The 13,378-nt window shown below is 73.1% G+C and carries 12 protein-coding genes and 1 tRNA gene; 5 read left to right on the top strand and 8 right to left on the bottom strand.

Annotated elements, in window-relative coordinates:
- The first annotated feature begins 39 nt into the window (after positions 1 to 39).
- Positions 40 to 1,311 (top strand): M6 family metalloprotease domain-containing protein, encoded by a 1,272-nt coding sequence (locus ACTWQF_RS15745; RefSeq protein ID WP_443280009.1) that lies wholly within the window; start codon positions 40 to 42, stop codon positions 1,309 to 1,311.
- Between the two features lie 51 nt (positions 1,312 to 1,362).
- Here the strand turns inward: ACTWQF_RS15745 and ACTWQF_RS15740 are convergent, their stop codons facing one another.
- The gene (locus ACTWQF_RS15740) at positions 1,363 to 1,992 is read right to left on the bottom strand and encodes a MerR family transcriptional regulator (RefSeq protein ID WP_443280008.1); all 630 of its coding nucleotides are present in this window, start codon (positions 1,990 to 1,992) and stop codon (positions 1,363 to 1,365) included.
- Positions 1,993 to 2,103: 111 nt separating this feature from the next.
- Here ACTWQF_RS15740 and ACTWQF_RS15735 point away from each other — a divergent pair, with 111 nt between their 5' ends.
- Together ACTWQF_RS15735 and ACTWQF_RS15730 are read left to right on the top strand one after the other, a co-directional pair.
- Entirely contained in the window at positions 2,104 to 4,317 is a 2,214-nt protein-coding gene (locus tag ACTWQF_RS15735; RefSeq protein WP_443280007.1) for an MMPL family transporter, read from the top strand.
- Positions 4,314 to 4,979 carry a class I SAM-dependent methyltransferase gene (locus tag ACTWQF_RS15730; protein ID WP_443280006.1) on the top strand — a complete coding sequence of 222 codons (666 nt, stop codon included), beginning with the start codon at positions 4,314 to 4,316 and terminating at the stop codon, positions 4,977 to 4,979. The genes ACTWQF_RS15735 and ACTWQF_RS15730 overlap by 4 nt, the downstream gene beginning before the upstream one ends.
- 57 nt (positions 4,980 to 5,036) lie before the next feature.
- Here the strand turns inward: ACTWQF_RS15730 and ACTWQF_RS15725 are convergent.
- The 5 genes from ACTWQF_RS15725 to ACTWQF_RS15705 all read right to left on the bottom strand — a co-directional run bounded on the left by ACTWQF_RS15725 (position 5,037) and on the right by ACTWQF_RS15705 (position 9,865).
- Positions 5,037 to 5,110: transfer RNA gene (locus ACTWQF_RS15725), tRNA-Lys, on the bottom strand.
- 82 nt (positions 5,111 to 5,192) lie between these two features.
- Positions 5,193 to 5,600, bottom strand: a complete 408-nt coding sequence (locus ACTWQF_RS15720) for a hypothetical protein (protein ID WP_443280005.1) — start codon at positions 5,598 to 5,600, stop codon at positions 5,193 to 5,195.
- Between the two features lie 139 nt (positions 5,601 to 5,739).
- Complete coding sequence (locus ACTWQF_RS15715) at positions 5,740 to 7,128, bottom strand: AAA family ATPase (RefSeq protein WP_443280004.1); 1,389 nt, start codon at positions 7,126 to 7,128, stop codon at positions 5,740 to 5,742.
- Positions 7,125 to 8,660 (bottom strand): hypothetical protein, encoded by a 1,536-nt coding sequence (locus tag ACTWQF_RS15710; protein ID WP_443280003.1) that lies wholly within the window; start codon positions 8,658 to 8,660, stop codon positions 7,125 to 7,127. Before ACTWQF_RS15710 ends, ACTWQF_RS15715 begins: the two co-directional genes overlap by 4 nt.
- Positions 8,660 to 9,865 (bottom strand): nuclease-related domain-containing protein, encoded by a 1,206-nt coding sequence (locus tag ACTWQF_RS15705; RefSeq protein WP_443280002.1) that lies wholly within the window; start codon positions 9,863 to 9,865, stop codon positions 8,660 to 8,662. The genes ACTWQF_RS15710 and ACTWQF_RS15705 overlap by 1 nt, the downstream gene beginning before the upstream one ends.
- A gap of 158 nt (positions 9,866 to 10,023) precedes the next feature.
- Here ACTWQF_RS15705 and ACTWQF_RS15700 point away from each other — a divergent pair, with 158 nt between their 5' ends.
- Complete coding sequence (locus ACTWQF_RS15700; protein WP_443280001.1) at positions 10,024 to 10,617, top strand: histidine phosphatase family protein; 594 nt, start codon at positions 10,024 to 10,026, stop codon at positions 10,615 to 10,617.
- 36 nt (positions 10,618 to 10,653) lie between these two features.
- Here ACTWQF_RS15700 and ACTWQF_RS15695 read toward each other — a convergent pair whose 3' ends face one another.
- Entirely contained in the window at positions 10,654 to 12,120 is a 1,467-nt protein-coding gene (locus ACTWQF_RS15695; RefSeq protein ID WP_443280000.1) for a tetratricopeptide repeat protein, read from the bottom strand.
- A gap of 140 nt (positions 12,121 to 12,260) precedes the next feature.
- Between ACTWQF_RS15695 and ACTWQF_RS15690 the strand changes: the two genes are divergently transcribed.
- A complete protein-coding gene (locus tag ACTWQF_RS15690; RefSeq protein WP_443279999.1) occupies positions 12,261 to 12,680 on the top strand; it encodes a hypothetical protein in 420 nt (139 codons plus the stop codon).
- Between the two features lie 105 nt (positions 12,681 to 12,785).
- On the opposite strand, the gene ACTWQF_RS15685 is transcribed toward ACTWQF_RS15690, so the two are convergent.
- Positions 12,786 to 13,373: a hypothetical protein gene (locus ACTWQF_RS15685; protein WP_443279998.1), complete on the bottom strand. Its 588-nt coding sequence runs from the start codon at positions 13,371 to 13,373 to the stop codon at positions 12,786 to 12,788.
- Between the last annotated feature and the right edge of the window lie 5 nt (positions 13,374 to 13,378).

Below are 13,378 nucleotides of genomic sequence, written 5' to 3'. Positions count from 1 at the left end.
TGCGGCGCGAATCCCCTGGGCCCTCGTACCCGGCACCGGGTGGGGGCGGTCGTCATGGCGCTGATCGCCTTCATGGGCGTCGGTCTCGTGGCCGGCCCCGTGCATTCCGTTGCGGCGGACATGAGGTGCGCTCTGCCGCGCACCGACGCGCACCACTCGCTGGGTTTGGACACCTGGAACGCCTCCTATCCGCGCCCCGAGGGGACGCTCGATGCCGCCCTTCTCTTTCTCTCTTTCCCCGATGCGACCCCCATGGCCACCCCTCGCGAGCTTGTGAACGACCATTTCCCTGCGACGTCCGACTTTTTCGAGCGGGCGAGTTACGGAAAGTTCCGGTTGCGGCCGCGTCCGGTCGACCGCTGGATCCAGCTCCCCCGGCCCGCCACGGACTACGGCATACAGCGGGACTGGGACTCTGACCTGCGCAATTCCTATCTGCGGGACGCCGTGGCCGCCGCCGACCCGAAGGTGGACTTCAGCCGCTACGACGTGGTCTACCTCGTCGCGGACCCGGATGCTCCCGGCGTGGATCCCGACGCCACAAAAGTCGTCAACCTCGAGGAACCGCTGAGTGCGGACGGGACCGATCTCAGCCGCATGGTCACCGTGTTCGAACAGAGTCCACCCGACCGCAACGTCCTCGCGCACGAGACCGGACACCTCTTCGACCTGCCCGACCTCTATCAGCGCCCCTCCGACGGCAAGGCCGACTGGGACACCAGGGTGGGGGACTGGGATCTGATGGGCAGCCAGTTCGGACTGGCACCCGAGCCGTTGGGCTGGCAGAAGTGGAAGCTGGGCTGGCTGTACCGGTCCAACGTGGCCTGCGTACCGGCACCCGGGTCCGCCGCCCGCCCGAGGAGCCGGGAGGAGTCGTCGCGGACCCACTACACCCTGCGCCCTCTTGCGGCCCCAGCGCACCAGGCGCTGGTCCGCCGCGGGGCGCGGCGCTCGGCCCCCTCCCCGGCCGAGGGTCCGGAGGGAGTCCGGCTCCTCGTTCTCCGTACCGGTGAGCACCGGGTTCTGGCCATGGAGGTCCGCGAGCGCTCCGGTAACGACCGCGACTCGTGCTCCCAGGGCCTGCTGATCTACCGCGTCAGCAGCGATACGCCCTCCACCCAGGGCCCCGTCGAAGTGATCGACGGCCACCCCGGGACGTCCCGCTGCCGCGAGACCTCCGTACACAGCCAGCTCGCCGACGCACCTCTCGGCGTCGGCGAGAGCTGGTCCGACCCCCGCGATGCGCTCCGTGTGGAAGTCACGGGCCGCACGGTTGAGGGCGACTGGGAACTGCGGCTCACCCGGACCTGACCACCCCCGTGAGGTGCCAGCTCGGCGGGGCTCCCTCGCATTCGGCGGGGCTCACTCGAAGAGCTCCGCGGAGCGGTGGACCTGCGCGAGGCGGCGGAGCGCAGCGAGCAGCGCGTCGCCCAGGATGTTGCCGAGTATCACCGCCTCGGCCATGGCGTCGGCGCCCTGCCGCTCGCGGACGATCTCCAGATCGGTGCCGGCCACGGCGTCCGCCGCGCGCGCGTAGGCGTCCAGCCGGTCCGCGAAGTCGTCCTGCCCCAGCCGCCGCAGCGCGCCCAGTACCTCGGCGGCGGCCGTCAGCGCGGGGCTGTGCTCGGAGACCTTCCAGCCCTGGCGCTCGATCAGGGCGCGGACCTCGGCGACCGCCTCCTGGTGCTCCGGCTCGTCGTGGTTGCCGCCCACCCGGACGGCGGTGACGGTCTGCTGGGCCGCCCCCAGCACCTTGTGAGTGCCCGTCTCGGGGCTGTCGAGGGCGGCGACGACATCGCGTACGGCGGCGACCGAGAGCCCGCCCACCTCCAGCAGGGCGCGGATGAGGCGGAGCCTGGTCACGTGCCGCTCGTCGTACTGCGCCTGGTTCCGGCTGGTGCGCTCGCCGGGCGGCAGCAGCGACTCCCGTACGTAGTACTTGATCGTCGGTGCGGGCACTCCGCTGAGTCGGCTCAGCTCCGCGATGCGCATCGGCTCCCCTTCCGCTCTGCAGGACGGCACTTGCACCATCCCCCAACCATGATAGATAGTCCAACTATCGGGAGTAGAACTATCTACTATCTATTTCTTCTTGGGGGGCGCATGCTCGCGTCACTGGGACGGTTCACCGCGCGGCAGCGCTGGTGGGTCGTCGTCACGGCCCTGCTGCTGACGCTGCTGGGCGGAGTCTGGGGAACGGGTACCTTCGGCACGCTGACCGGCGGAGCCGGCTTCGACGACCCTGGCAGCGAATCCGTCAGCGCGGACCGCACACTGGCCGGGCCGCTGGGACGGGACTCCGCCGACCTTGTCGTCCTGTACTCCAGCGAGGAACACACCGCGGACCAGGCGGCGTTCGCCCGGCCTGTCCGTGCGGCGCTGCGCGACGTGCCCCGTGAGGGCGTCGAAGCGGTGCACTCGTACTGGACGAGCAAGGAACCGGACCGGACGTCCCGCTTCCTCTCGCGCGACCGGCACTCCGCGTACGTCGCCGTACGGTTCACGGCCGACGACGACCAGGCGCAGGTCAAGGCCCTGGAGCGGATCGAGGACAGCTTCCGGAAGCCGTCCGGACAGGCCGGGATCACCGTCCGGTTCGGCGGTACCGCCGCCATGACCAAGCAGGTCAACGAGCACACCGGCAGCGACATCGCACGCGCCGAACTGCTCTCGATGCCCGTCCTGCTGCTGTTGCTGCTCGTCGTCTTCGGCGGCGTCACCGCCGCCGCGCTGCCGCTCGCCGTGGGCACGCTGGTCGCGCTCGGCTCACTCGTCGTACTGCGGGCCCTGTCGGCGGTCACCCAACTGTCCAGCTCCGTGATCAACGTGATCACCATCCTGGGCCTCGGACTCGCCATCGACTACGCCCTCTTCATGGTCGGCCGGTTCCGCGAAGAGCTTGCCGCCGGAGCCGACGTGGAAGACGCCGTCGTCCGCACCACCGCGACCGCCGGGCGCACCGTCGCCTTCTCCGGCCTCGCCGTCGCCATCTCCTTCGCCGGGCTCGCCCTCTTTCCGTCCCGCTTCCTGAGTTCTATGGGATACGCGGCCGTCTCCGTGGTCGTCTTCGCCGTTCTCGGCTCGCTCACCCTGCTGCCCGCACTGCTGCGGTTCGCCGGGCACAGGATCGACGCGGGACGGCTGCGGCTCGGCCGGCGCTCCGGGGCGCCTCAGCGCGGACGGTGGTACCGGACGGCCCGGCGGGTGATGCGGCGCCCCGCGCTGACCACCGTCGTACTGACGGCGGCGCTGCTCGGGACGGCGGCCCCGGCACTGGACGTGAACTGGGCGCGGCCCGCCGACTGGGTGCTGCCCTCCGACGCCGAAGCGCGGCAGGTCGGCCAGGCCCTACAGGACGACTTCCGGAACGACCCCACCAGGACCGTCGCGGCCGTCGTGGACCTGCCCGGTCCGGCGGACACCGGCACCGCGCGGTCGCGGACAGCGTCCTACGCGGACCGGCTCGCACGCGTGAGCGGCATCGAGCACGCCGCCGTCACCGCCACCCACGGCGATCTGGCCCGCCTCACCCTGCGCTACGACCCCGACCCGATGTCCCGCCAGGCCGCCGCCATGGTCGACGGCCTGCGCGCCGTCTCCCCGCCCGAAGGCGCCGAGACCCGCTTCACCGGCATGCCGGTCTCCCGGGTGGACATCGTCGGCATGATCGGCGGGCGCGCCGGGTGGATGGGCCTGTTCGTGGCCGCAGTCTCCGCGCTGGTGCTCTTCCTCGCCTTCCGCTCGGTCGCCCTCTCGCTGGTCACGGTCGCCCTCAGCGCCCTCTCCCTGATGGCCGCCTTCGGTGCGATCACCCTGATCTTCCAGCACGGCTACGGCGCGGGGCTGCTCGGCTTCGACCCGGTGGGCGCCGTGGACGCCAACTTCCCGGTGCTGATCGTCGCCATCGCCTTCGGCCTGGCCATGGACTACCAGGTCTTCCTGCTCTCCCGGGTACGCGACCAGTGGCAGGCCACCGGGGACACACAGAGTGCTGTCGCCACGGCCCTCCAGCGCACCGCGGGCACGATCACCGGTGCCGGACTCCTGCTGGCCGTCGTCGTCGGCGGCTTCGCCGCCTCCTCCGTCACCTTTCTGAAGATGATCGGCATCGGTCTGGTCCTCGCGATAGCCCTGGACGTCCTGCTCGTACGAGCCCTCCTGCTCCCGGCGGTGCTCGCACTGCTGGGCCGGCGGGCCTGGCAGCCGGCCCGGCCCGACAACCGCCGTCCGCCGGAGCCGCTGTCACCACCCGCATCCCCCGCACCATCCGTCGGCAGTTTGCATGCGTCCGCGCTGGGTACGGAGCCCCGCCAATGACACGCGACACCCTCACCTTCGCCCGCGCCTTCCTCACAGCGACCCGCACCACCGGAGCGATCGCCCCGAGCAGCCCGGCCCTCTCGCGAGCACTCACCCAGCACGTCAGCCCCGGCGGTCCCGACCAGCCGCGATCAGCACTGGAGGTAGGCCCCGGCACCGGGGCCGTCACCCGGCACCTGGCCCGCCGCCTGGGTCCGGGCGACGCACTGGACCTGGTCGAGTCCAGCCCCGAGTTCGTCGCCCGGCTCCGCACCGCGCTGCGCAGCGACCCGGCCCTGACCCCCGTCGCGCCCCGCACCCGACTGCTGCCGGGGCTCATCGAGGAGCAGGAGCTCGGAGAGCATGCGTACGACACGATCGTGTGCGGTCTCCCGTTCGCGAACTTCACACCGGAGGCGGTGACGGCCGTCTTCGCCCGCCTGCTGAGCGCGCTGCGCCCGGGCGGCACACTGTCGTTCTTCAGCTACGCGGGCGGACGGGCGCTCCAGGGCGCCGACCCGGGCAGGACCGCGGCCCGCCGCGCCGTCCGGGACGCCATCGAGCCCTGGCTGCTGGAGGAGCGGCTGATCCTGTCCAACCTGCCACCGGCCCGGGTGCACCACCTGGGGGCGCCCGCCACGGTGGGGGCCGCCGGGGCTGCGGCGTCGCTCCCCACGTAGCGCCCGGCCGGACACGCCGAAGGCCCCTCGCTTCCGCGAGGGGCCTTCGGCTGTCTGTGCGCCGCCAGGGACTCGAACCCCGGACCCGCTGATTAAGAGTCAGCTGCTCTAACCAACTGAGCTAGCGGCGCCTGCTGACGTCGTAGACCATAACACCACGATCCGGTGAAGCGAAAATCGATATTCCGCACGCCACCCTCCCGACCTGCACTGTCAGTGCTGAGGCGGCGGCTGGGTGCCCGGCACCCGGTCCTTCAGCAGATCCCGGCCGAACTCGATCATCTTGCGGGCGTACTCCTCGGTCCAGCCGCCGCGGTCCGCGATCGCGGCGTCCGGCAGCTTGTCGAAGCTCTTGGGGTCGGCGAGCTGTGCTGCCGCCGCTGCCTGGTACTCCTGCGCCCGGTCGGCGGCGGCGCGGAACGCGTGCAGCAGTTCCGTGGCGCGGTCCAGCAGCTCTTTCGGGTCGGTGAGCGACTCCAGGCCGAAGAAGTGCTCGTCGTCGGGGGCCGCCTCGGTCGGCTCGAACAGCAGCGGCGCGGGGCGGCGGTAGTGCGGGCCACCGGCACCGCTCCCCCCGGCGGAGGAGCGCGAGGGGTCCGGAGCCGAGTGCGGCTCAGCCATGTGTACATACCTCCAACATCGTGGGCCGCCCCCCATTGTGCGCTCCGCACCCCCGCGCCCGCACGGCCCGCCGGAAGCAAGCGCTCCGCAGGAGCTCAGCCCGCCGCAGGGAGCGCCCGCCGCACCGGCCCGCAGGAGCTCACCCCAGCAGCACCCGGTGCCGTGCCAGGTGGGACAGCACCGCCTGGTGGGCCTCCCAGCCGTCCGGCGCGGGCGAGACGGCACCGAGCTGTACGGGCTCGGTCGCCGGATGGTCGTCCAGCAGTTCGGCGACGCCCGCCCGGCACACCACCACGCACGCATGCCGGTGCCGCGACGCCAGTACGCACAGCCGGCCGGTCTCCAGATGGAACTCGGTCGCGTCCGGCCGCCCGGACAGCGGGTGCAGTACGACAGTGACGTCGAACTCCCGCCCCTGGAGCCGGTTGGCGGTGTCGACCGTGACCTGCGCCGCGGCGCCCTCGGGCCCGGCCAGGTCGGCCAGCGCAGCGCGGACCGCCGCCGCCTGGTCGCGGTGCGCCGTGCCCACCGCGATCCGGTCGGCGGACAGCGGTGTCCCCGGGCCGTTGTCCGCGCCGCCACTGCCGTCCCGCTCGCTGCGCGTACGCCCCTCCCGCTCCAGCATCCGGTGCACCAGCTGCGCGATTGCCGCGACGGCCTCCGGGTCCGTACGGGGCGTACGGGCCGCAGGCAGCTCCAGCAGGCCCCACCCGGCGTCGGCGGCCTCGTCCAGCACCGCGTCGACGGGCGAGCCGTCGGCTGCCGCCGTGAAGGCGAGCCGCCGCTCACCCGGTCCGGTGCCGCTGCGGAACGGGGTGTAGGGGTAGAACGCGTCCGACACCAGCTCGGCCGCCGACACGGGCAGCCGCCAGGAGACCGGCAGCCGGTGCTGCGGCAGTCCGGGGTTGTGCGCCAGCAGGGTGCTGACCGCGCTGGCCGAGGGGTCGTGCGCCTGACCCGCCCACTGCTGGACCCCCACCTGGCTGAACGGGTCGAGCTGGCCGGGGTCACCCACGAACAGCGCCCGCTCGAACAGCCCGGCCACGGCCAGCAGCGCGTCCGAGCGCATCTGGTACGCCTCGTCGACGATCGCGTGCCGCCAGGGCTCCTCCGGGGTCACCCAGGCCCACTTGGCCGCAGTGGAGACGACGATGTCCAGTCCCGCCAGGTCGGCGGGTTTCGCGGAGGTCCGCACCGACGGGTGCCGCTCCAGCATCGGGTCGTACGGCTTGGGCTCGCTGCTGTGCAGCCGCCCCACCGGCAGCTCGGGATCGGCCGTCGCCAGCCGGTCCACCAGGTCGTCCACCTGCGCGTTCGTCTGCGCGATGACCATCAGCGGATGCCCGGCGGCGGCCAGCTCGCGCGCCGCCCGCACCACGAGGGTGGACTTGCCCGCGCCGGGCGGCGAGTCCACCACCACGCCCCGGTGCGCCCCGTCCAGCGCGTCGGCCAGGATCGCCTCGGTGGCCGCGGCGGCGGCCTGGCCGGGGGTGGCCGGCTGCTCTGCCGGTTCCACGATCGTCGTCACAGCACGTCCTCCGAGGTCACCGGATCGGGCAGCTCCGCGCTCGGCTCACCGGGCGGGCCGCCGTGCGTCCAGGGCGTCTCCTCCGGCTCGGGCAGTCCTGGCCCGCCCCGCGGCGCGTGCTCGAACAGCGTCCAGCACACCAGGTCGCCCTTCTCCGGCACCGTCCCCTCCGCGGGCTCCTTGCCCCGGCCCATCCCGTTGACCAGCCGCAGCACGTACTCACCCGGCCCCGCCATCTCCACCAGCTCGGCCCGCTGCTGTGCGCCCGTGGGCAGCTGCCGGTGCAGCTTGTCCCCGTCGGACAGCAGCGGTACGTCCTGGGTGTGCACCGTCACCAGCGGGCGGGGCGAGGGCCGCTTGCCGTCCGAGTACGCCATCTCCACCTCCAGCACCTCCGCCAGGAACGCCTCGCCCGCCAGCCGCCGTACGGCCATCACCAGCGGGTCGTCCAGCGCCTCCTGCGCGTCCAGCTCCGCCTGCCGCTGCTCGCGCATGGCGAGCTTGCGGGCAGCCGTCACCGCGTCGTCCCGGCGCGGCTGGGGCGGCTCGGCGGCGCGCAGCCGGTCCCGGTGGTGGGTGTAGGACTGGCGGTCGCGTCGCCATCTGTCGGGCACATGCGCGGCCTCGGGCAGGGCGCGCAGCAGATCGACGCCCTGCCACATCGCCTCCCAGGTGGGGCGCAGCTGGGAGGCCACCAGCTCGTGCACCTCCTGCGCGGCTCCCGGCGTTCCCTTGTCGTACCGGGCGATGGCTGGGGCCAGCAGGTCGTTGTCGAATGCCGGGTCGGTCGTCGGCCCGGCCGGTGGCATCAGGAGCTGTCCGCGCTCGTCCCGCCCCAGCTCGGCGCGGAGCGCCGCCTCGGCTCCGCTGAGTCCGTCCGGCGGCGCGAGCCACGCCAGCAGTGCGCCCAGGTGCTGGTCCTCCAGCTGGCTCTGCCCGGTGGCCCAGTGCCGGGACAGCAGCCCCGTCATCGACAGCAGCAGCGAGGAGCCCGGCACCCTGGCGCGCTCCCCGTAGTGCGTCAGCCAGCGGCCCAGCAGCGGCACCCGGGGCGGCACCGGGTGCTCCGCATCCGGGTCCTCCTCCGCGGTGCGCCGGAACCGCATCGAGCGCCCCAGCAGCCGTACGAACTCCACGCCGGGCCCGGTGGGCACCAGCACCTGCGGCGCATCGGCGCACAGCTCTGCCTCGACGGTGACGCGCTTTCCGGTCTCCGGGTCGGTCTCCTTGCGCTCGACCAGCTCCACCTCGTCCTGGCAGGACTCCAGGTGCGGCAGCATCGCCTCGGCCAGCCGCCCCAGGAACGCGAACCGCAGGTCACGGTCGCGCGGCTGAGGCACGGTGAACACCTCGGGTGCCGACCGGTCGGTGCCCAGCATCACTCCCAGCGGTGCGCCGTTCTCACCGGCCGTCGTCAACGGGACGAGGACGAGCGGGCGTTCGGCCAGCTGCCGGTGGCGTACGGTCGCCACCGGTCGCGCGTGTCCGCACGCGGCGGCCTCCATCCGCGCCAGCGCGTTCAGCAGCGACATCAGCGCGCCTCCGTGCCCGGCGCCGTGGCACCCGGCATCTCCGCAGCCGCCCGAGCGCGGGGCACGCACGCGGTCTCCAGTGCCTCGGCGCGCAGTGCCGCCGCCCGGCGCAGCACCGCGGCTGCCGGGTCCTGCGCGGCCGGGCTCTCCGGGTCGCCGGAGGCCGCCGAGAGCACGTCCCCCACCGTCCCCAGCCCGCCCAGCTCGCCCCGCACCGCGCGGCCCAGCGCCACCACGTCGCCTGCGCCGCGGGCCCGGTCGCGGCAGTGGAAGGCCAGCTCACAGGTGGACAGGCACTCCGGCGCGTACGCGGCGGGCACCGACTCGACCGCAGCGGTCAGCGCCGCGGGCTCCTGGTCCGGAGCGAAATGGACGCCCTCGGGCAGCTTGGCGGCGATCTCCTCCAGCCGGGTCAGCCGCCGCAGCTGACGCCGGGTCGCCGCGATCTGCTTGCGCAGCGGGAGCAGACCGGCAGCAGGCAGGTTGGAGAAGTCCTTCGGGCACACCAGCAGCGCGCTCTCGCGCACCGTACGCAGCCCCTCCAGCGCCAGCGCGTACACCGCCGCCTGCCGGGCAGCGGCGCCGACCTTCACGGGGTCGGCCGAACCGTCCAGGATCGGGAAGGACTTGATCTCGATGATCGTCACGGTGCCGTCCGGGTGGACGGCCAGCGCATCCGGCTCCAGATACGCCGTCGATCCGGCCACCTCCAGCGACAGCAGCGGGTGGTCCAGCAGCGTCCAGCCGTCCGCATCGGCCAGCGCCTGCCGGGTGCGGTAGGCACGTCCTGCCGGGCCGTCGGCGGTCAGCTGCGGCACGGTGACCTCGGCCGGATCCGGACGGGCCGCGCCGGTGTGCTCGCACAGCAGCGCGAGCAGCACTTCGCCGCCGTCCGCCTTCACCCGCGCCTCGAACACGTTGCCGCGGACGAGCGCGAACTGCGACTGCCCGAACGGCGCGGGCGAGCCCAGGGCCTGGGCCACCGCGCCCTTGTCGACGCCCGCGCCGTCCAGCAGCGCGCGGCGCCGGCAGCCGGGGTTGGCGGCGAGCGCTGCCAGCGCCCGCGCGTCGAGGGGGCGCTGCGGTACGTCGGGCCCGCCGCGCAGTTCGGCGAGCCGCTGCACCGTGGCCGGCCGGCCGTCCGGCCCGGTGGCCGGTGCGGTGCCCTGCGGCGGGGGCTGCTTCGGTAGCGGGGAGCAAGTCATCGGCTGTGGCCTCAGGGGAGGGTGCGGTACCCGCGGAAGTCTCGCATCCTCTGCTGACAACGCGCCCCCGCCCGGTCGTATCCGCGCGAGCTGCGCGAAGATGGAGCGGTGGTTTCCGGACAGACCGGAGCACCAAGAGCACGTCCGAGAGGTCCCTCATGGCAGCGCGCATCCTTCTCGTCCGGCACGGTCAGACCGAGTGGTCGGTGACCGGGCAGCACACCGGCCGCACGGACGTACCGCTGCTCGACGAGGGGCGCCGGGCGGCGAAGCTGCTGGGCGAGCGGCTGCACCGCGCGCCGTGGAACGGGCTGCCCGGCGCCGAGGTGCGCACCAGTCCGCTCTCCCGCGCCCGGGAGACCTGCGAGCTGGCGGGCTACGCGGGCGCCCAGCAGTGGGACGCGCTCGTGGAGTGGGACTACGGCGACTACGAGGGCCTCACCCCGGAGGCGATCCGCGAGCGCGCCGGGGACGACTGGTTCATCTGGCGGGACGGCGTGACCGGCGGCGAGAGCCTGGCCGAGGTCGGTGCCCGCGCCGACGAGGTGGTGCGCTGGGCGAGGTCCGCCGACCGCGACGTCCTGGTCTTCGCCCATGGCCATATCCTGCGGGTGCTGGGCGCCCGCTGGCTCGGCTACGACCCGTCCTTCGCGGCCCGCCTCCGCCTGGACCCGGCCTCGCTCTCCATCCTCGGCTGGGCCTACGGCGACCCCGCCGTCGAGCGCTGGAACGACACGGGGCATCTGGACTGAGGGCGCCGAACGCGAGGGCTGCGGCTGGTTGCCGGGTCAGGCCGTCGCCGCGTAGCGGTTGAGGAAGGCAGCGACCCCGGGCTCCCTCCGGCGGGCGCGCAAGCGTTCCGCCGCGGCCCCCAGCATGGCGCTGATCCGGGTCGACTGGACGGGCCCGAGGAAGTCCAGCGCCCGCGACCCCGCGGCGGCGGCCTGCGCGGCCTCGCCCTGTGCCGCGAGGTCACTCGCGAGCTCCGCGGTGAACAGCGCCCGGTTGCGGGTGAAGTGCGGGTTCTGCAGCCGTACGGCCCGCTCCGCGTGGTCCGCGGCGCGGTCCCACATACCCAGCGCCGACCAGCACTGTGCTTCCAGGCCCTCCAGTTCCGCCTCGCCGAAGAAGCTCATCCACTCCGGGTCGTTGTCGGACGGCCCCTTCGCGAAGAGGTGTTGGGCCCGCGCCAGCGCCTGTCGGCAGCCCGCCCGGTCGCCGAGCCCCGCCCAGCCGCCGGCCTCGCGCAGCGCGAGCAGCGACAGCAGATGGCTGGAGCCCAGATTCTTCGCAGCGTGCTGGCCCGCCTGCGCGGCGCGTACTGCCTCGTGGGGGCGGCCCGCGTCCCGGGCGAGGAAGGCGGTGTTGCAGAAGGCGTGCGCCTCCAGGGCCGGGTCCTGGGCGACCCGCGCGGTGGCCAGTGCCTCCGCGTAGTGCGAGCGTGCGTCGCTGTAGCGGCCCGAGTCGTGGGCCAGCCAGCCCACCGAAATGGCGAGTTCGCCCGCACCCGCGTGCAGTCTGTCGGTGACCGACCGGCGGTGGGTACCGGCGTCCAGCATGCCGTAGGCGGCGCGCAGCGAGCCGGTGGCCTGGCGGTAGAGCCCCGCCCCGCCGTGCCGGTCGTCGAGCAGCCGGATCCGGCGTACGGCGTTCTCGACAGCACTGGCCTCCGCGTCGCCCACGTGCGCGCGGGCAGCGGACGCCGGCGGCACCGGGCGGGCGGCCCAGGCGCTGGGCGCGGTACCGCCGAACGAGGCGGCGGCAAGGGCGGCGGGACCGCCCGTCATGAAAGCGCGACGTAGCACGTCGCTCTCCTCGTCGTACTCGGGACAGTTGGGGAATTCGGTGAGACCGGGGCTGTCGGGATGGTCGGTGAACGGGGGCAGTTGGGGGTGCGTCGGGTCATCGCAGCGCGTGGTGGTCTGCTGGGGCGCTTGCCCACCGGCGCGCGCCCCACGAGTGCGCGCCGCACGACCACGCACGGACTCCCGGGGTGCGAAGCCCATGTCCGTGAGCGAGTAGCCCGGAAACATGTGCAGAAACACCCGCTCGTAGGCGTAGTTGGGGCACCTGATCTCCCCGGACTCGACGCGGCCGATGTAGCGCGCGTCGCATGAGACCTGTTCGCCGATCTCGCGAGCCGAACGGCGCACGTTCGCCGCGAACTCTCCCGGAGAGAGATGCCCCCTCAGTGCCCGGAAAGCCGTGTTGGGGCGGTGCTGCGGTGCTGGTGACGTTGAGGGTGACGACGCCATGGCGGAAACGTACCGGCTGTGACGACGGCAACACCCAGGGTTTGACTACAAACCGGATATCTCACCCTGGTTCTGCCATGAAGTGCCATCCAATGCGCTGGTTCGCCGCCGTAGCCGTTGACAAGGACAGCCGTTGAACGATGCACAGCAACCGCGAGGAGGGGTCTGAGTTGTTGGACACTGGCGTAGGCAACGGCACACCGGCCGGGCGCGTCCCCGGCCCCTGTGATCTGGTGACCGTGCCGGCGCGGCACGGGCTCGAGGCCGTGGACATCCTCCGGCTCCGCGACGGCGTCGGCCCTGTGCTGCACGACCGCGCGGGTGACACCCTCGGCTTCCTCGTCCCGCCCGGCACCGCGGACTGCTGGGACCTGCCCGGCAGCGCCTGTACACAGACGTACGGCCCCGGTGCCCGCAGCGCGTCGAGTGAGCCGCCGGTGGCCGGCACCGGATGGCTGGTGCCGCCCGAGGGTGCCTACGCGCACGCCACCGAGCCCGCAGAACTCCGCGCCGCGCTCGGCGAGGCGGCCCGCACCATCGCCGCCGCCGGCCGGGTGTAGCAGAAACGCCGAAGGGCTGCCCAGCGCCCGGCCTGCAAGGACGCTCGGCAGCCCAACCTACGAGTCGCCTCGACGGGTCGCCTCGGCGATCCGCTCAGCAGCGCGTCAGCGGCCGAACGCGCCGCCGCGCAGCGCCCGGGTGCCCGCCGGGCACACCAGGGTCACGCGCTTGCTGCCGGACAGTACGGGCGTGACGTACCGGACCCGGTTCGAGCAGTCCACGAAGACCCGGAATGCCCGGCCGGAACAGGAAACCGCGAAGACCCGCCCCGAAAGATAGGGGCTCCAGCAGCGCAGCGACGAACGCGCCGGCGGTTCCTCCTCTCCCGCCTCTCCCGCCGGTGACGCCTTACCGCTTTGCTTGCCGCCGCTCTTGAGGTCCTTGGCCGAATAGTCGGCGTTTGCCGCCACACCGGCTGCCGTGGTGGTGGGTGTGACCGCGTGGGCCGCGGGAGCCACCGCCCCGCCGACCCCGAGCGCGAGCACCGCGCTCATGCCCAACGCCGCCAGGGAATTCCGAACTTTCATTCCGTTTTCTCTTTTCCTCAGTCGCACGGCCGACAGAGCCGATCGCCCGATTCCGGGGCGACAAAAAAGAGAATCAATGGCAGACAACAGCGAAAGCAAGAATTCAGCAGTTTCCGTATTGTCTGCACGGAACCCGGAAGAAAACGGCCGGACCGTACCGGACATGGGGG

This window comes from Streptomyces sp. 8N114 (genome assembly GCF_052245835.1).
Taxonomy (GTDB): domain Bacteria; phylum Actinomycetota; class Actinomycetes; order Streptomycetales; family Streptomycetaceae; genus Streptomyces.
Note: the sequence above shows the minus strand (reverse complement) of the source record. Positions and strands in the feature narration are given on the sequence as shown.

Excerpts from the sequence above, each read along its gene's own strand:
- ACTWQF_RS15740 (WP_443280008.1), bottom strand. The coding sequence starts at position 1,992 with ATGCGCATCGCGGAGCTGAGCCGACTCAGCGGAGTGCCCGCACCGACG.
- ACTWQF_RS15735 (WP_443280007.1), top strand. The coding sequence starts at position 2,104 with ATGCTCGCGTCACTGGGACGGTTCACCGCGCGGCAGCGCTGGTGGGTC.
- ACTWQF_RS15730 (WP_443280006.1), top strand. The coding sequence starts at position 4,314 with ATGACACGCGACACCCTCACCTTCGCCCGCGCCTTCCTCACAGCGACC.
- ACTWQF_RS15720 (WP_443280005.1), bottom strand. The coding sequence starts at position 5,600 with ATGGCTGAGCCGCACTCGGCTCCGGACCCCTCGCGCTCCTCCGCCGGG.
- ACTWQF_RS15710 (WP_443280003.1), bottom strand. The coding sequence starts at position 8,660 with ATGTCGCTGCTGAACGCGCTGGCGCGGATGGAGGCCGCCGCGTGCGGA.
- ACTWQF_RS15705 (WP_443280002.1), bottom strand. The coding sequence starts at position 9,865 with ATGACTTGCTCCCCGCTACCGAAGCAGCCCCCGCCGCAGGGCACCGCA.
- ACTWQF_RS15700 (WP_443280001.1), top strand. The coding sequence starts at position 10,024 with ATGGCAGCGCGCATCCTTCTCGTCCGGCACGGTCAGACCGAGTGGTCG.
- ACTWQF_RS15695 (WP_443280000.1), bottom strand. The coding sequence starts at position 12,120 with ATGGCGTCGTCACCCTCAACGTCACCAGCACCGCAGCACCGCCCCAAC.
- ACTWQF_RS15690 (WP_443279999.1), top strand. The coding sequence starts at position 12,261 with ATGCACAGCAACCGCGAGGAGGGGTCTGAGTTGTTGGACACTGGCGTA.
- ACTWQF_RS15685 (WP_443279998.1), bottom strand. The coding sequence starts at position 13,373 with ATGTCCGGTACGGTCCGGCCGTTTTCTTCCGGGTTCCGTGCAGACAAT.